This window comes from Jannaschia pohangensis (assembly GCF_900113875.1).
GTDB lineage: Bacteria > Pseudomonadota > Alphaproteobacteria > Rhodobacterales > Rhodobacteraceae > Jannaschia > Jannaschia pohangensis.
The window spans coordinates 952,606-968,296 of the sequence record NZ_FORA01000001.1 but is presented as its reverse complement, the minus strand read 5'-3'; the positions used below and the strand labels follow the sequence as shown (position 1 = coordinate 968,296).

General features: G+C 66.5%; 17 protein-coding genes. 7 read left to right on the top strand and 10 right to left on the bottom strand.

Annotation, left to right across the window (positions count from 1 at the left end; translation table 11 throughout):
- Positions 1-64 precede the first annotated feature (64 nt).
- Positions 65-418, top strand: a complete 354-nt coding sequence (gene uraH, locus BM002_RS04795; RefSeq protein ID WP_092777804.1) for a hydroxyisourate hydrolase — start codon at positions 65-67, stop codon at positions 416-418.
- On the opposite strand, the gene BM002_RS04790 is transcribed toward uraH, so the two are convergent.
- Positions 403-1,323 carry a LysR family transcriptional regulator gene (locus tag BM002_RS04790; protein ID WP_092777802.1) on the bottom strand — a complete coding sequence of 307 codons (921 nt, stop codon included), beginning with the start codon at positions 1,321-1,323 and terminating at the stop codon, positions 403-405. The two genes, uraH and BM002_RS04790, sit on opposite strands and share 16 nt — an antisense overlap.
- A gap of 96 nt (positions 1,324-1,419) precedes the next feature.
- Here BM002_RS04790 and BM002_RS04785 point away from each other — a divergent pair, with 96 nt between their 5' ends.
- The 3 genes from BM002_RS04785 to BM002_RS04775 all read left to right on the top strand — a co-directional run bounded on the left by BM002_RS04785 (position 1,420) and on the right by BM002_RS04775 (position 4,154).
- Positions 1,420-2,676 (top strand): urate hydroxylase PuuD, encoded by a 1,257-nt coding sequence (locus BM002_RS04785; RefSeq protein ID WP_092777800.1) that lies wholly within the window; start codon positions 1,420-1,422, stop codon positions 2,674-2,676.
- A 67-nt stretch (positions 2,677-2,743) separates the two neighbouring features.
- Complete coding sequence (locus BM002_RS04780; protein ID WP_092777798.1) at positions 2,744-3,190, top strand: SRPBCC family protein; 447 nt, start codon at positions 2,744-2,746, stop codon at positions 3,188-3,190.
- Between the two features lie 4 nt (positions 3,191-3,194).
- The gene (locus tag BM002_RS04775) at positions 3,195-4,154 is read left to right on the top strand and encodes an XdhC family protein (RefSeq protein WP_092777796.1); all 960 of its coding nucleotides are present in this window, start codon (positions 3,195-3,197) and stop codon (positions 4,152-4,154) included.
- On the opposite strand, the gene BM002_RS04770 is transcribed toward BM002_RS04775, so the two are convergent.
- Together BM002_RS04770 and BM002_RS04765 are read right to left on the bottom strand one after the other, a co-directional pair.
- Positions 4,127-4,795, bottom strand: coding sequence for an NAD(P)H-binding protein (locus tag BM002_RS04770; protein ID WP_139212260.1), 669 nt, complete (start codon positions 4,793-4,795; stop codon positions 4,127-4,129). The two genes, BM002_RS04775 and BM002_RS04770, sit on opposite strands and share 28 nt — an antisense overlap.
- Complete coding sequence (locus BM002_RS04765) at positions 4,792-6,462, bottom strand: chloride channel protein (protein ID WP_245749124.1); 1,671 nt, start codon at positions 6,460-6,462, stop codon at positions 4,792-4,794. Before BM002_RS04765 ends, BM002_RS04770 begins: the two co-directional genes overlap by 4 nt.
- A gap of 57 nt (positions 6,463-6,519) precedes the next feature.
- Here BM002_RS04765 and BM002_RS04760 point away from each other — a divergent pair, with 57 nt between their 5' ends.
- Positions 6,520-7,893, top strand: a complete 1,374-nt coding sequence (locus tag BM002_RS04760) for an FAD-binding oxidoreductase (RefSeq protein ID WP_092777792.1) — start codon at positions 6,520-6,522, stop codon at positions 7,891-7,893.
- 13 nt (positions 7,894-7,906) lie between these two features.
- Positions 7,907-8,365 (top strand): riboflavin biosynthesis intermediates N-glycosidase, encoded by a 459-nt coding sequence (locus BM002_RS04755; protein WP_139212258.1) that lies wholly within the window; start codon positions 7,907-7,909, stop codon positions 8,363-8,365.
- A gap of 16 nt (positions 8,366-8,381) precedes the next feature.
- Here the strand turns inward: BM002_RS04755 and BM002_RS04750 are convergent, their stop codons facing one another.
- The 6 genes from BM002_RS04750 to BM002_RS04725 all read right to left on the bottom strand — a co-directional run bounded on the left by BM002_RS04750 (position 8,382) and on the right by BM002_RS04725 (position 14,101).
- A complete protein-coding gene (locus tag BM002_RS04750; RefSeq protein WP_092777790.1) occupies positions 8,382-8,723 on the bottom strand; it encodes a DUF427 domain-containing protein in 342 nt (113 codons plus the stop codon).
- Between the two features lie 58 nt (positions 8,724-8,781).
- The gene (locus tag BM002_RS04745; RefSeq protein ID WP_092777788.1) at positions 8,782-10,560 is read right to left on the bottom strand and encodes an aminopeptidase P family protein; all 1,779 of its coding nucleotides are present in this window, start codon (positions 10,558-10,560) and stop codon (positions 8,782-8,784) included.
- Between the two features lie 106 nt (positions 10,561-10,666).
- Positions 10,667-12,538: a cobaltochelatase subunit CobT gene (gene cobT / locus BM002_RS04740; protein WP_092777786.1), complete on the bottom strand. Its 1,872-nt coding sequence runs from the start codon at positions 12,536-12,538 to the stop codon at positions 10,667-10,669.
- Between the two features lie 61 nt (positions 12,539-12,599).
- Positions 12,600-13,172: a hypothetical protein gene (locus BM002_RS04735; RefSeq protein WP_139212256.1), complete on the bottom strand. Its 573-nt coding sequence runs from the start codon at positions 13,170-13,172 to the stop codon at positions 12,600-12,602.
- 98 nt (positions 13,173-13,270) lie between these two features.
- Positions 13,271-13,642: a hypothetical protein gene (locus tag BM002_RS04730; RefSeq protein ID WP_139212254.1), complete on the bottom strand. Its 372-nt coding sequence runs from the start codon at positions 13,640-13,642 to the stop codon at positions 13,271-13,273.
- 102 nt (positions 13,643-13,744) lie between these two features.
- On the bottom strand, positions 13,745-14,101 hold the full coding sequence (locus BM002_RS04725; protein WP_092777780.1) for a hypothetical protein: 357 nt from the start codon (positions 14,099-14,101) through the stop codon (positions 13,745-13,747).
- 342 nt (positions 14,102-14,443) lie between these two features.
- Here BM002_RS04725 and BM002_RS19625 point away from each other — a divergent pair, with 342 nt between their 5' ends.
- Entirely contained in the window at positions 14,444-14,569 is a 126-nt protein-coding gene (locus BM002_RS19625) for a hypothetical protein (protein WP_281243795.1), read from the top strand.
- Positions 14,570-14,622: 53 nt separating this feature from the next.
- On the opposite strand, the gene cobS is transcribed toward BM002_RS19625, so the two are convergent.
- The gene (gene cobS, locus BM002_RS04720; RefSeq protein WP_092777778.1) at positions 14,623-15,615 is read right to left on the bottom strand and encodes a cobaltochelatase subunit CobS; all 993 of its coding nucleotides are present in this window, start codon (positions 15,613-15,615) and stop codon (positions 14,623-14,625) included.
- Positions 15,616-15,691: the final 76 nt, after the last annotated feature.

Genomic DNA, 15,691 nt, shown 5'->3' with positions numbered 1-15,691 from the left:
AGGGCGGTTTCGATCCGCCCGTCTTGCGGTATTCTGACCGCCAAAACCCGATTGGAGAAGTGCGATGGCCGGATATCTGACGACCCATGTTCTCGACACCGCACGGGGCTGCCCGGCGGACGGCCTGCGCATCGCATTGTTCCGGCTGGACGGCGAGGCGCGCGCGAAACTGGCCGAGATGACGACGAATGCCGACGGGCGGACCGACGCTCCGATCCTGCCCAAGGATCAGTTCGCGACCGGCACCTATGAGCTGGTGTTTCACTGCGGCGACTACCTGACCCGCGCCGGGGTCGCCCCCGAAAGCCCGCGGTTCCTCGACGTGGTGCCCCTGCGGTTCGGGATGTCCGAGGCGGCGCATTACCATGTGCCGCTCTTGCTCAGCCCGTTCGGCTATTCGACCTATCGCGGGTCCTGAGCCGCGGCGAGGTCGGCCTGAAGCCGTTCGATCATGAAATCCATGAACAGGCGCGCCTTCGGGTCCTGATGGCGGCGGTGCCGATAGAGCACCGACACCTGCGCGGGCAGGGGGGGCGTGCGCTTGCACACTTCGATCAGCGCGCCCGAGGCAAGGTGGTCGGCCACCTCGAACACCGGCTTCAGAACGATCCCGTGCCCGGCCAGCGCCCAGTCGGTCAGCACGTCGCCGTCGTCGCATTCGAACGGACCGCTGACCTCAAAGGTGTCGGGCCCGTCGGGACCAAGCAGCGTCCAGCGGAATTCGGTCGCCCCCGGAAACCGCAGGTTCAGGCAATCATGGGCCCCGCGCGCCAATTGGTCGCCCGTCTCGGGCGCGCCGCGCGCCGCGATATAGGCGGGGGCGGCACAGAGAAGGCGGCGACACTCCGCGATCTTGCGGATGCGCAGGTCGCTGTCGGCGGGGCGTCCCACGTGAAAGGCCAGGTCCAGCCCCTCGGCCGTCATGTCGAGCCGCCGATCGCTCAGCCGCAACCGCACCCGGATCAGCGGGTAGACCTCGCGAAACGCGGGCATGTGCCCCGCAAGCAGGGTGCGACCCAACCACAGCGGTGCCGCCACCAGAAGATCCCCGCGCGGGTTCGCCGTCACCTCGCCCACGGAGCCCTCTGCCTCGTCGACCGCATCCAGAACCCGGCAGGCTCCGGCATAGAACAGCCGCCCCTGTTCCGTCGCCGACAGGCTGCGCGTGGTGCGCTGGAACAGGCGGACATGCAGATGCGATTCGAGCTGCGACAACCGGGCCGAGGCCACGGCGGGGGAAATGCGCTGATCCCGGGCGGCGGCAGACATGCTGCCCAGTTCGAAAATCCGCACGAAGGTCCGAAGGTTGTCGAAATAGGACATTCTTCGTGATTATTTGAAACTCTATGCCCGGTCCATCGGATACTGGAACAATGAGCGCCGTCATAGACTGCCCGCACACCCCGAAGGAGAGACGCGATGTATGATCTGGCAATCATGTGGGATTGGCTGGCCTTTGCCGTTCGCTGGCTGCACGTCATCACCGGGATTGCCTGGATCGGGGCCAGTTTCTATTTCATCGCGCTCGACCTGGGGCTGCGCAAGGCCGCCGACCTGCCCGAGGGCGCCTACGGCGAGGAGTGGGAGGTGCATGGGGGCGGCTTCTATCACACGACGAAATACCTGGTCGCGCCCGAACGCCTGCCCGAGCATCTCACCTGGCACAAATGGCAGGCCTATTCGACCTGGCTGTCGGGTGCGGCGTTGCTGGCCATTGTCTATTGGGCCGGGGCCGAGCTGTTCCTGATCGACCCGGCCAAGGCGGACCTGGCCACCTGGCAGGCCATCGCGATCTCGGCCGCCTTCATCGCCGTCGGGTGGATCGGCTATGATCTTCTGTGCAAGTCGCCGCTGAAATCGCGGCCCACGGCGGTGATGCTGGTGCTGTTCGCAGGGATCGTCGCGGCATCCTGGGCGCTCAACCAGATCTTCACGGGGCGCGCGGCCTTGCTGCATCTGGGGGCGATGACGGCGACGATCATGACGGCCAACGTGTTCTTCGTCATCATGCCCAATCAGCGCATCGTGGTGAAGGACCTGCAGGAGGGGCGGGTGCCTGACGCGCGCTATGGCGCCATCGCCAAGCTGCGCTCGACCCACAACAACTACCTGACGCTGCCGGTGTTGTTCCTGATGCTGTCGAACCACTATCCGCTGGCCTTCGGGACGCAATACGCCTGGATCATCGCCTGCCTCGTCTTCCTGACCGGCGTGACGATCCGACATTATTTCAACACCCTGCATGCCACGGGCCAGGGTCCGGCCTGGACCTGGGGCGCGACGGCGGTCCTCTTCGTGATCATGGCGTGGCTGTCGACCGCGTCGAGCTGGGATGGCGACTACGAGGCGCTTGATGCGCGGCAGCTGAGCGAAAAAGAGACCCGCTATGTCGCCGCTGCCGGCTTCGAGGAGGTGGAGAGCATTGTCCTCGGTCGCTGCTCCATGTGCCACGCGCGAGAGCCCAATTGGGACGGCATCCGGTGGGCCCCGAAGGGTGTGCATCTGGAAACCCGCGTCGACATCGCGGGGGCGGCGCGCCAGATCTATCTGCAATCGGGGGTCAGCCACGCCATGCCGCCGGCCAATCTGACCGGCATCACCGAAGCCGAGCGTCGGCAGATCGTCGCCTGGTTCAACGCCGCGACCAGAAACGGACTGGCGGCGCTGACCGACTGACGCTTTGCCCATTGCCACCGCCTGCGCCCGGTGCGACCTTCCGGACGCATCGCCGGGAGGGGCTTGGATGGAACTCAAAGACGAAATCATCATCAACGCACCGCGCCAGGTGGTCTATGACGCGCTCAATGATCCGGAGATCCTGAAGGACTGCATTCCCGGCTGCGAAGAGTTGACCAAGACCTCCGACACCGAGCTGGAGGCGCAGGTCGTCCTCAAGATCGGTCCGGTTAAGGCCAAGTTCGCGGGCAAGGTGCATCTGGACCCGATCGCCCCGCCCGAACGCTTTGCCCTGACCGGCGAAGGGGCCGGGGGCGCGGCGGGCTTTGCCAAGGGCGGGGCCGACGTCACGCTGGAAGATCATCCCGAGGGCACCCTGCTGCGCTACGAGGCCAAGGCCGATGTCGGCGGCAAGATCGCCCAACTGGGCAGCCGACTGATCGTCAGCACCTCGAAAAAGCTGGCGGGCAAGTTCTTTGCGGCTTTCGCCGAACGTGTCGGCGGCACCGGCTGACCCCATGCCCTTGCCCCCGATCACCTATGCCGAACAGGCCGAGGATGTTCTGGCCCGGGCCTGCGACCTGCTGGACGCGGGGACGCCCTTTGCCCTGGTCGTGTCGGTCCGCATCGAAGGCGGGTCCGCGCGGGAGGTCGGGTCGCTCGCCGTGGTGTCCCGGGATGGCGACATGGTCGGTTACATGTCGAACGGGTGCATCGACCGCGACCTGATCCTGCAGGCGCAGGAGGCCTTGGCCGAAGGCGCGGTGCGCAGCCCGACCTATGGCGCGGGGTCACCGTTCATGGACCTGCGATTGCCCTGCGGCGGGACTCTCGGGCTGGTCATCGACCCCGCCCCCGATGCGGCGGCCCTGCGCGCCGCCCATGGGGATCTGGTGGCGCGACGGCCCGCGCGCCTGTCGGTCGGGCCGACCACGGGGGTCGCCGGGCCCGAGGGGGCCGCTGCCGATGCCATCGTGATCCGCTATGCGCCCAAGCCGCGGCTGGTGCTGGCGGGCCGGGGTGCGGTGTTCCGGGCGACGGCGGCGCTGACGGCCCATGCCGGCATGGGGCTCTGCCTCGCTTCGCCCGAAGAGGACGACCTGGTCGCGCTTGCCGACCTGCCGACGGTGGCGGTGCAGCGCCTGACCGCGCCGGATCAGGGGCTGACGCTGCCGCTCGACGCGCATACGTCGCTGCTGACCCTGTTTCATGACCACGAATGGGAGCCTGCGATCCTGGCGACCGCCGCCCGGTCCGAGGCGCGGTTCATCGGGGCCATGGGCAGCCGCCGGACCCACGAGATGCGCTTGCAGGAACTGACGTTGCTTGGTCTCACGGCCGCGGAAAGAGCGCGGGTGACCGGCCCCATCGGCCTCGTCCCGTCGCTGCGCAATGCCTCGCTCATCGCGGTGTCGGCTTTGGCGCAGGTTGCTGCCGTCCTGCCGCCCGCTCAGGTCGTCGAGGTCACCCCGAACTGATCGGCGCGCGCCACGATCTGCGGCCATTCGAGCACCTCCTCGCCCCGCCCCGTGCCCAGTGCGGTGGCGGCGATGGCCTGGCCCAGGCGGTCCACCGCGATCCCCCGAAACCGGCGAAGCGGCCCACGCAGCAGCGGCGTCAGGCGCGGCCAGATGGCAAGCGTCAGCGCCTGGCTCAGGCCATAGCGATTCTCGGGCGTCAGGATCATGGACGGATGGAACAGGCTGAGCCGGTCGAAGGCCAGCGCCCGCAACCCGTCTTCGAGCTGGCCCTTGGTGCGCAGAAAGAAACTGGGCGAGGCGGCGTTCGCCCCCACGGACGACAGCAACAGGAAATGGCCCACGCCCGCCGCCCGCGCCGCCGTCGCAAAGCCTAGCGGGATGTCGTGGTCGATCCGGCGGAATTCGTCGCGCGTGACCTTCGATGGCTCGCCGACCCCAAGACAGCAGATCGCCACCGACTGCCCCGCCAGATGGGCGGCATAGCTCGGCGGATCGGCCAGATCGACCACATGTTGCGCCGCATCGATCCCCGTCGCGACCCGTCGCCCCAGGCTGGTGAGTTGACCCCGACCCGACACCGCGCGGGCGCAGTGCCCGCCGACCGCGCCAGTCGCGCCGATCATCACGACCGAGGTCACGAATGCTCCTCGGCTGCCGTGGCGGCCAGGGCGCGGTTGTAGACCCGCAGCGCATCGACATGCAGCAGAACGCCCAGAACCTCCGGCGCCTGATCGCTTTCGCCAAAGCGCACCACGGCCAGGAAATCGGAATTCGACCGCTCGAACAGGGGCATCGCCTTTTCCAGCGTGTCGCCGGGTGCGACGAACAGGGCTTCGTTCAGGGCGCGGCGGACGCGGTCTTCGGGCGGGGCGCGGGGGTGGTCGGGCGATTTCATCACGCCGGACACCTTGAACATCGCCAACAGATAGGCCTGTGGCCCGGCGGCCAGATGGATGCCCCGCCGCTCCAGCTGGGTCAGGAAGAAAGACCGGTCCACCAGCCGCGACGACAGGGCCGAGGCGATGGAGACGGCGACCATCACCGCCAACCCCGTCTGCCAGTCGCCCGTCAGTTCGAACACGATCAGCGTCGTCGAGATCGGCGCGCCCAGAACGGCGGCCCCCACGGCGCCCATGCCCGCCAATGCATAAAGCGTCTCGGACCCTGAATTGTTCGGGAACATCGCCGTGGCGATCAGCCCGAAGGCGAGACCGGTCAGCGCGCCGGTCATCAACGCCGGGCTGAAGATGCCGCCGCCCATGCGGCCGCCCATGGTGATGGACACGGCCAGCACCTTGAGGACGGCGAAGACGATCGCCTCCTGCAGGATCAGGTCGCCCGACAGGGCCGCCGAGGTCGTCTCGTACCCGACGCCGATGATATGCGGAAAGAAGATCGCGATCCCGCCCAGCATCAACCCCGACAGCGCCGGGCGCAGCATCGCCGGAAGGCGCAGCAGGCCCTGCATCCGATTGGCGAAATCCTCGGCCAGGAAGACCGACCGCATCAACGTCACGCCGACCAATCCGCAGACCAGCCCCAGGATCAGGAAGGCCGGAAGTTCGGTGTAGAAGGCCAGCATCCCCGCCTCGGGCAGGGTGAATTCGGTGACGTCGCCAAAGTGCGTCCGGCTGATGACGCTGCCCGACACGGCGGCGATCGTGATCGGCGCGAAGGCGTGCACCGAGAAGTGGCGCAGCACCACTTCCATCGCAAAGAGCGCGCCCGCCAGCGGCGCGTTGAAGCTGGCCGCCACACCCGCAGCCACGGCGCAGCCCAGAAGGTCGCGGCCCGTGATGCCGTCGGCGTTGATCCGGTTCGACACCCATCCGGCGATCATACCGACCATGTGGACCACGGGCCCCTCGCGCCCCGATGACCCGCCCGACGACAGGGTGATGAGCGACGCGGCGATGGAGGCGAGGCCCGCGCGCGGCTCGACCCGGCCCTCCTTCATGGCGCTGGCCTCGATCACCTCTGCGGGGCCGCGCACCCGTCCGTCGGGGGTGAAGCGGGTCAGGATATACCCCACGATCAGCCCGCCGACCGCAGGCAGCAGCAGGACCCAATACCAGGGTAGGGTCGCGGCAAAGCTGTGCAACCGGTTCGGATCGTCGATGCCGTAGAGCGCCGTCTGGAGCAGTTCGATCCCCGTCATGAAGGCCACGGCGGCATATCCCGACGCCACCCCGATGGCGAGCGCGATGAACCAGAACTGGATCTTGGACGGCCCCTTTTGCAGGATCACGTCCCAACTGTGCCGACACAGGTCCAAGCCCCGGGGGATGAGGGAGCCGTTCGTCACGGTTGTCCTTTCGGCCTGTCGCCGCTAGCGAGTCCGAAACGACGGGGAGGGGACGCAATGATCCCGAGCGACGTACTGGACGAGTTGCGCTTGATGCTAGGCGAAGGTCTGAGCACGGGAAAGAGCGATCTGTCCCTTCACGGCCAATCCGAGACGTGGCACGCCGAGATGCCGCCCGATGCCGTCGCCTATCCGCGCGACACGGGTCAGGTCGCGGCCATCGTCGCGATCTGTGCGCGCCACGGCATCCCGGTGATCGGATGGGGGGCCGGCACCGCGCTCGAAGGGCACGGATCGGCGCCGCGCGGCGGCGTCACCGTCGATTTCCGGCACATGAATGCGGTGCTGGAGGTGCGGGCCGAGGATATGCTGGTGCGGGTGCAACCCGGCTGCACGCGCGAGGATCTGAACCGCGAATTGCGCGCCTCGGGCCTGATGTTTCCGGTTGATCCCGGGGCCAATGCGTCGCTTGGCGGCATGGCCTCGACCCGGGCGTCGGGGACGACGGCGCTGCGCTATGGGACGATGCGCGACCAGGTGCGCGGACTCGAGGTGGTGCTGGCCGACGGGCGGATCATTCGCACCGGGACGCAGGCGCGCAAATCCTCGGCCGGCTATGATCTGACCGCACTGTTCGTCGGCTCCGAAGGGACGCTTGGCCTGATCACCGAGCTGACGCTGCGCCTGCACGGCCAGCCCGAGGCGGTGTCTGCGGCGGTCTGCGGCTTCGAGACGACCGAGGGGGCCATCGACGCGGTGATCCTGGCCACGCAGATGGGCCTGACGCCCGCGCGGATGGAGTATGTCGACACCGCGACTGTCCGCATCCTGAACGCCGCCGACGGCGCCGACCTGCCCGAGACGCCGCATCTCTTGCTGGAGTTCCACGGCTCGGACACCGCGGTCGCCGAAGACGCCGCCCGGTTCGGCGAGATCGCGGGCGATCTGGGGGGCAGTGGCTATGCCTGGGCCACCCGTCCCGAAGACCGCACCCGCCTGTGGTCGATGCGCCACCGCGCCTATCACACCATTCTGGCGACGCGCCCCGGGGCCACGGCGATTGTCACCGATGTCTGCGTTCCCATTTCCCGTCTGGGCGAGGCGATTGCCCGGGCATCGGCGGATATCGACGCCTCGCCCCTCGACGGGCCGATCTTGGGGCACGTGGGCGACGGGAATTACCACGCGATTTTGATGGTCGACCGCGCGAGTCCTGCGGAAATCACCGAGGCCAAGCGCCTGTCGGATGCCATGGTCGCCCACGCCCTCGACCTGGGCGGCACGGCGACGGGGGAGCATGGCGTGGGTCTGGGCAAGCTGCACCTGATGGAGGCGGAACATGGGGCCGCCTGGGACGTGATGGGCGCAATCAAGCGCGCGCTGGACCCGGACGGCGTGATGAACCCGGGCAAGCTGGTCCGGCAGAACTGAGGGGCCCCACGATGTGAACGAGGCGACATCGACCCCCGTCATCTATTTCTACGCCCAGACCGACCCCTATTGGGAGTTCTCCAATTTCGCACCCTTCGGCGTCGCCCTGGATGGTGCCTGGTGGCCAACAGTCGAGCACTTCTTTCAGGCCATGAAATTCGACGATGCCGCCTACCGTGAAACGATCCGGGCCAGCCGCAAGCCGAAGGATGCCAAGGCCCTGGGCATGACCCGAAAGCTGCCTCTACGCGCCGATTGGGAGGCGGTGAAAGACGGCGTCATGCTGCGGGCCGTGCGCCGCAAGTTCCAGACCCACGCAGCCCCGCGCGCGCTGCTTCTGTCGATCGGGCATGCCCCGATTGTCGAGAACGCGCCTATGGACGCCTATTGGGGTTGCGGTCCGGACGGGCGGGGACAGAACCGGCTTGGCCAAATCCTGATGCAGGTCCGTGCCGAGCTTGCGGGAGAATGAAACCGGGGCGCGACCCTCAGATCTGTTCGACGGTAACCTTGCCCGCGTAAAACGCCATATAGCCTTCGATGGCCTTGGCGTCCGGATTGGTCACCTTTTCATAGGTCCAGGCGACGTCGGGGATCGAGGACGACTGGCCCACATAGCTGTAATAGGACGCCACGCCCTTGTGGGGGCAGGTGGTTTTCGACTCCGTCCGCTCGAACAGGGCCATGGCGATGTCTTCGCGCGGGAAATAGATGACAAAGGGCCGGTCGCCTTCGACCAGCGACAGGGCGTTCCTGCTTTCGACGATGACGCCGTCTTCGCTGCGAACCGTCCAGGTGCCTGCGGCGGGGGTCACTTTGATCGTGGTCATGGCGGCACTCCTTTGGGGTAGACGATACGTCTAGCGGTCTATCGGGTCAGTTGAAAGGTCAGAGCGGCGCGCACATCGCGTCAAGCCAGGCCCGGTCGTCGGTATCCAGACGGGGACCGATCTTTTCCTGCACCTCGGCATGATAGCCGTCGATCCAACGCCGCTCATCCGGTGACAAAAGATCGTTCAGGATCAGGCGGCGGTCAATGGGCACGTAAGTCAGGGTCGAAAAGGCCAGCATGTCGCGGTCGTCGCCACCTTCCGGGCGGACCGCCTCCTCGACGACGATCAGGTTCTCGATCCGGATGCCGTATTCGCCCTCGCGGTAATACCCCGGCTCGTTCGACAGGATCATGCCGGGCGCCAGCGGCAGGGTCGAGATGCGGCTGATCCGCACCGGCCCTTCGTGGACGCCCAGATAGACGCCGACCCCGTGGCCCGTCCCGTGGTCATAGTCGCGGTGCTCGGCCCAGAGCGGTGCGCGGGCCAATGCGTCCAGATGCGCGCCGGCCACCCCGATGGGAAAGCGCGCGCGGCTGACGGCGATCATGCCCTGCAAGACCCGGGTAAAGGCATGGGCGATGTGGCGGGGCGGCTGACCCAGGGGCACAGTTCGGGTGACGTCGGTGGTGCCGTCGACGTATTGGCCGCCCGAATCCACCAGCAGGACCGTGTCGGTGTCCAGCGTCCGGTTCGTCTCGGTATTGACGCGGTAGTGGACGATGGCCCCGTTCGGACCCGAGCCGGAAATGGTCTCGAAGCTGATCTCGCGCAGGGCGTTGGTGTCGCGGCGGAACCCTTCGAGGGCGCGGACGACGTCGATCTCGGTCGTCTCCGGCGTGCGGTCGCGGTCCAGCCAGCGCAGGAACCGCACCATCGCCGCGCCGTCCCGCAAATGGGCCTCGCGGGTGGCGGCGATCTCGGCGGCGGATTTGCGGGCCTGCGGCAGGGCGATCGGGTTGGTGATCGCCACGCCCTCGCCAAGGGCCTGAACCAGTGCGACGGCGCAGGTCGCCTCGTCATAGCCGACCTTGCCCGACAAGCCCGCCATATGGTCGATCAGCACTTCGGTAGGCAGGATGCGAACGCCTGCCCCCAGATGCCCCGCGACCGGGGCCGCCTTGGCCGGATCGCAGATCAGGTCGACCTGTCCATCGGCGTGGATCACCGCAAAGGCCTGTGCCACGGGCGTGCGCGGAATGTCGTTGCCCCGGATGTTGAGCAACCAGGCAATCGCTTCGGGCTGGCTGGTCACGAAACTGTCCACGCCCTCGGCGGTCAGGGCCCTGGCAATTTCCGCGCGCTTGTCGGCAGCGGAGCGACCGGCCAGATCGTCGGGATAGGCGAACATCGGTGCGACCGGCGGAGGGGGGCGGTCGTCCCAGATGGCATCGACGCCGTTCGCCACGGGCACCAGCTCGATCCCCGTCAACTTGCGCAGGGGGGCCAGATCCCGCTCGGTATGGAGCATGGGGTCGAAGCCGACACGCCCGCCGTCAGGCAACGCCCCGGGCAGCCAGTCGGCCAGCCCGGTAGAGGGCCAGTTCACCGTCTCGAACATCTGCGGGTCGGTCTGGGTCCGAACTTGCAACTTGTAGCGCCCGTCGGTGAAGACGGCGGCCCGCGCGGCCAGGATCACCGCGAATCCGGCGGACCCGGTGAAGCCGCTGATATAGGCCAGCCTTTCGTCGCAGGGGGCGACGTATTCGCCCTGATGCGCGTCGGCCCGGGGCACCAGATAGGCATCCAGCGCCTCGCCCGCCATCCACGCGCGCAGGCGGGCCACACGGGGGGCGGCCGCGTCGGGTCGGGCGGAGACGTCGAAGCTCTGGAACATGAGGGGCCTTCCGGGCTGCTGCGGGGCGCAATCCCCCGGCACGTCATGGATATTGGCAATTTTGGGCCAACGGAAACGGATTTTTGCGGCGGATGCGGGTCGCGGATCAGGACGCGCGGCGCATGCCCATCACCCGGGCGCGGGCCCGCGGATCGCTGTCAAAGAGCGCGGCCAGCTGTTCGGTCATGGCACCCGCCAATTGCTCCACATCCGTGATGGTCACGGCGCGGTCGTAATAACGCGTCACGTCATGGCCGATCCCGATCGCCAGCAATTCGACCGCCCGCCGCTTTTCGACCATGGCGATCACGTCGCGCAGGTGCTTTTCCAGGAAGTTGGCCGGGTTCACCGACAGGGTGCTGTCGTCCACCGGCGCGCCATCCGAGATCACCATCAGGATCTTGCGCGCCTCGGGGCGGGCGACCATCCGGCGGTGCGCCCATTCCAGCGCCTCGCCGTCGATGTTCTCCTTCAGCAGGCCTTCCTTCATCATCAGCCCCAGGTTGGGACGGACCCGACGCCAGGGCGCGTCGGCGGATTTGTAGATGATGTGCCGCAGGTCGTTCAGGCGACCGGGGGCGGCGGGACGGCCATCCTTCAGCCAGGCCTCGCGGGCCAGCCCGCCCTTCCACGCACGGGTGGTGAAGCCCAGGATCTCGACCTTGACGCCGCACCGTTCCAGCGTGCGGGCCAGAACATCGGCACAGATGGCGGCGATGGAGATCGGGCGACCCCGCATCGAGCCGGAGTTGTCGAGCAGCAGCGTCACGCAGGTGTCGCGGAATTCGGTGTCCCGCTCCATCTTGAACGACAGGGGTGTCGTGGGGTTGGCGACGACACGGGCCAGCCGACCGGCGTCCAGAATGCCTTCCTCCAGGTCGAATTCCCAGGACCGGTTCTGCTGCGCCTGCAGGCGGCGCTGCAACTTGTTGGCCAGCCGCGATACCGCGCCCTTGAGCGGCTCCAACTGCTGGTCGAGATAGGCGCGCAGGCGTTCCAGCTCGGCGGGTTCGGCCAGCTCTTCAGCCCCGACCACTTCGTCGTCCTTGTCGGAATAGATGGTGTAATTCGGATCCGCGTCCGACACGGGCTGCGGCGCGGGCGGTTCCATGTCCGACTGGGCGTCGGGCATATCCGCCTCTTCCCCGGCCTCCTGATCGGCCATGTCGTCCATCGAGACCTGCGCCTGCGACGGATCGTCCTGCTGCTCCTGCGACTGCTCGGGCGAGGCGTCGGCCTCGTCCTCCTGATCGTCCTGACCGGTGCTGTCGGGCTCTTCGTCCTCGTCCTCGGGCTGACCCTCGTCTTCCTGATCCTCGTCCTCCAGGTCGGGGTCGTCGCCCAGTTGGTCGCCGTAGCCGAGGTCGGCAATCAGGTCGCGCGCCATGCGGGCAAAGGCGGTCTGGTCGGCCAGCACGCCCTGCAACGACGCGATGCGGTCGCCGGTCGATTCCTCGATGAAGCCGCGCCACAGGTCGAGCGCATGTTCCGCCCCCTTGGGCAGCGGTCGCCCCGTCGCCATCTGACGGATCCAGTAACCGGCCGCCACGGCCAGCGGGATCTGCGCCTTGTCGGTGACGTCGCCGTACCCCTTGCGCGTCGCCTCCACGTTGATCTTGGCGTCGATGTTGCCCGCGGTGCCCGGCATGGCCCGCGTGCCCACGGCCTCGCAGCGGGCGGTCTCCATCGCGTCATAAAGTTCGCGCGCCATGTTGCCCTGCGGCAGGTAGCGGGCGTTGACACCGTTGTCGTGGTGGCGGTGGCGCAGGGCGAAGGCATCCGCCGTGCCGCGCGCGAACATCACCTCGTCCCGCGTCATGCGGCGGCTGATCTGCGGCAGGCGCACCGAGTCGTTCGACTGGCCCGGCGGGTCCACCGAATAGCTGACAGACAGGTCCGGGTCGTCGGCCATCGTTTTGGTGGCTTCGGCGAGGGCCTTCTTGAAGGGATCGGCGGGATTGTCGCTCGGTTTGGTCATACCGCCCTAGATGATGCAGAGGGGGCGTCAGGGCAAGCCCCGCGCCCTCTTGCCGTGGCGGTCAATAGAGGCGCGTGCCCGGCGCCCAGACCCGGTCGCACGAGAGGGGGTATTGACGCCCCCGCCAGGTGGAATTTCCTTCAAGTCTGTTTGCCAGCGTGATCTGATGAGTGGGCGTGGTGATGAAATCGCGACCGCCAAAATGCCATTCGTTCCCATCGGGATGGCGGAGGGTCGCGCCGGTATAGCCCGGGCTCACATTCATCATTTGAACCGAGGGACCATTCGCACCCGATCCGTCCCAACCGTGGTCGCGGAAGAAGATCTTCGGGGTGTGATACCGCACGCTGATCGAGCAAACATTCGGCTGATCGACCTGACAGGTCGTCCGCTTTTCAGCGGGCTGGATGATCCTCAGCGAGGCTCCCCGTCCGTCCAGCGTGCACTCCCAATCCCCGAGGTAGGTTTGCATGTTCTTGACGTCGACGACATGCGGATACCGCTTGGTGTATTGCTCGAACACATTTGAAAGCCCAATCGCGGTGGTGGTTGTTTGCTGTGCTTGTGATTGAAGCGGGGCGACTAGAAGGCTGAGCGCAACGAAGGCAGCAACTGACTTGAGAGGCGTAAACATCATGATTTCCAATCATCTAAGGTTTCTATGACCGAAGGATGACGGAGCTTTGCTTGGCGGCTGTCACTCATTTGGGTGAGGCGCCCGGCTTTTGTACCCTACATCAGGACAAGGCCCGCGCAATGGGCCAGTTCGACCTCGGCCCGGCGGGCGGCGCGGGCCGCTTCCTCGGGGTCCGGGGCGAAGGCCGCGCGTTGCAGGAGGGATGCATGGGCGAATTTCGCCGCGATCCGCATGTCGAGCACCCGTTCCGGCGGCAGCGACCAATCCAGGCTGAACAGAAGGGCAACCATGGCGTTTCGCCGGGCCTCTGCCTCTTCGGCGGGTTCGCCCATGAGCCAGCGATGCTCCATGTCCGCCGACATCCGCCCCGCGCAATGGGCAAAGGTCCTCTCCAGAGGTTCGCCCGCCTGTGCAGTCCCTGCGGTCGTCAGAAGGGCGATGACGACCAGACTTTTCATTCTGCTCATGAAAGCAGCGTTGACTGCTTCTGGGCGCCTGTCAAACGGGCAATATGTAAAAGCGAGTCGAGTGAGGCCTTCCAGTCCAGTGGTCGGGCGGGTCCGGCCCGTCTATTCGGCCTCGTCCTCGAAGGTGACCATCGCGTTCGGATCGACGTCAAAGGGTGTCGCCGTCAGCTCGTGCAGGTTGGTCATCTCGGCCAGCCCCGGCAGCGCCGCGCCCTCGGCATTCACGAAGGCCAGGCGCGGAAAGAACGTCTTGCCCCCGATCTCGATCTCGCCCTCGTCGAACAGATACGACAGTTCCGTCACGATCGCCTCGACGTTGGCGCGGGCCATGTCTTCGGACATGTTCTCGGCAAAGAGCGGTAGCAGCGTGCGGGCCAGCATGGTTCCGGCAACGGCGGCCAGGTCTTCGTGGGTCGGCTCGTATCCGTCGGGCAATTCGGCCCCGATCTTCATCTTCATCGTATGGTTCCCAAGGTTTCAGGGGCCCGAGGGCCTGATCTGTGACGCAAACACAGGGTCGGGGCAAAAAATGGACCTGTCAAAGGCATGGCGGGCGTTTTTCATGCCCTGCGGTCGCGCAGTCGCAGTGACGTGCCGTCAACGGCCGCCGTGGCCCCCGATGCGATGTCGCTTGCCGCGTCGCGATCCGAGGCGTAAAATCGAACCCATGCCTGCCGCCGTATCCGCGCGGCAGGCCGGGATCATCGCCCCTGACCGCGCAGGTCCGGGCAACCCTGGTTCATCGCAACATCATCTCACGCAACGCACGGCCAGGCCGGCGTCGCGCCGAAAGGACAGACCATGGGCCGCAATGACAACAAGAAGGGCAACAAGGAAGCCAAGAAGCCGAAGAAGGAAGTCGTGAAGACGATCCAGGCCGCGCCGCCGCGCGCCGAAATCGTCGTGGCGGGCAAGAAGGTCAAATAAGCAAAAGGCCGCCTCGACGTCGCGATGACGATCGGGGCGGCCCTTTGGCCAGACTAGCCGAGCGACATGCTCGCGGCGCTTTCCGGCAATTCCTCGTCGAAGCAGCGCTGATAGAACTCGGCGACGGTCTGGCGCTCCAGCTCGTCGCATTTGTTCAGGAACGACAGCCGGAAGGCATAGCCGACATCGCGGAAGATTTCCGCATTCTGCGCCCAGGCCAGCACCGTGCGCGGCGACATTACCGTGGACAGATCACCGTTCATGAAGGCCGTCCGGGTCAGGTCGGCGACGGTCACCATCCGGCTGATGGTCTGGCGACCCTTCTCGGTGTTGTAGTGGCTGTTCTTGGCCAGCACGATGGCCGTCTCGGCATCGTGGCTAAGGTAGTTGAGCGTCGCCACGAGGGACCAACGGTCCATCTGCGCCTGGTTGATCTGCTGCGTGCCGTGGTAAAGGCCGGTCGTGTCCCCGAGGCCGACCGTGTTTGCGGTGGCGAACAGGCGGAAGGACGGGTGCGGCTCGATGATGGTGTTCTGGTCCATCAGGGTCAGCTTGCCGTCATGCTCCAGCACGCGCTGGATCACGAACATCACGTCGGCGCGGCCCGCGTCATATTCATCGAACACGATGGCAACGGGGTTGCGCAGCGCCCAGGGCAGGATGCCTTCGTGGAATTCGGTGACCTGGACGCCGTCCTTCAGGCGGATCGCGTCCTTACCGATCAGGTCGATCCGGCTGATGTGGCTGTCGAGGTTTACGCGGACACAGGGCCAATTCAGGCGGGCGGCGACCTGCTCGATGTGCGTCGATTTGCCGGTGCCATGATAGCCCTGGATCATCACCCGGCGGTTCCAGCCAAAGCCCGCCAGGATCGCCAGCGTGGTGTCGGGGTCGAACTTGTAGGTGCTGTCGATCTCGGGGACGCGGTCGGCTCGGTCTTCGAAACCCTTGACGGTCATGTTGCTGTCGATGCCGAACACATCACGGACCGAGATATCCCGGGTTGGTTTCACGTTTGCATTCATGTCCATGTGTCCGTCCGCCATCGCGTGGGTCTCCCATCTCAGCCGCCTTCGCGGATGCAACATATGCCGGTGAAGGACAAGGGGAAGGGGCGCGGAT

What these genes read in the sequence shown, in the direction of transcription:
- BM002_RS04735 (WP_139212256.1), bottom strand. Translation starts at nt 13,172, where the DNA reads ATGTTTACGCCTCTCAAGTCAGTTGCTGCCTTCGTTGCGCTCAGCCTT.
- BM002_RS04780 (WP_092777798.1), top strand. Translation starts at nt 2,744, where the DNA reads ATGGAACTCAAAGACGAAATCATCATCAACGCACCGCGCCAGGTGGTC.
- BM002_RS04730 (WP_139212254.1), bottom strand. Translation starts at nt 13,642, where the DNA reads ATGAGCAGAATGAAAAGTCTGGTCGTCATCGCCCTTCTGACGACCGCA.
- BM002_RS04725 (WP_092777780.1), bottom strand. Translation starts at nt 14,101, where the DNA reads ATGAAGATGAAGATCGGGGCCGAATTGCCCGACGGATACGAGCCGACC.
- BM002_RS04785 (WP_092777800.1), top strand. Translation starts at nt 1,420, where the DNA reads ATGTATGATCTGGCAATCATGTGGGATTGGCTGGCCTTTGCCGTTCGC.
- BM002_RS04750 (WP_092777790.1), bottom strand. Translation starts at nt 8,723, where the DNA reads ATGACCACGATCAAAGTGACCCCCGCCGCAGGCACCTGGACGGTTCGC.
- cobT (WP_092777786.1), bottom strand. Translation starts at nt 12,538, where the DNA reads ATGACCAAACCGAGCGACAATCCCGCCGATCCCTTCAAGAAGGCCCTC.
- BM002_RS04745 (WP_092777788.1), bottom strand. Translation starts at nt 10,560, where the DNA reads ATGTTCCAGAGCTTCGACGTCTCCGCCCGACCCGACGCGGCCGCCCCC.
- BM002_RS04760 (WP_092777792.1), top strand. Translation starts at nt 6,520, where the DNA reads ATGATCCCGAGCGACGTACTGGACGAGTTGCGCTTGATGCTAGGCGAA.
- BM002_RS04790 (WP_092777802.1), bottom strand. Translation starts at nt 1,323, where the DNA reads ATGTCCTATTTCGACAACCTTCGGACCTTCGTGCGGATTTTCGAACTG.
- uraH (WP_092777804.1), top strand. Translation starts at nt 65, where the DNA reads ATGGCCGGATATCTGACGACCCATGTTCTCGACACCGCACGGGGCTGC.
- BM002_RS19625 (WP_281243795.1), top strand. Translation starts at nt 14,444, where the DNA reads ATGGGCCGCAATGACAACAAGAAGGGCAACAAGGAAGCCAAGAAGCCG.
- cobS (WP_092777778.1), bottom strand. Translation starts at nt 15,615, where the DNA reads ATGGCGGACGGACACATGGACATGAATGCAAACGTGAAACCAACCCGG.
- BM002_RS04775 (WP_092777796.1), top strand. Translation starts at nt 3,195, where the DNA reads ATGCCCTTGCCCCCGATCACCTATGCCGAACAGGCCGAGGATGTTCTG.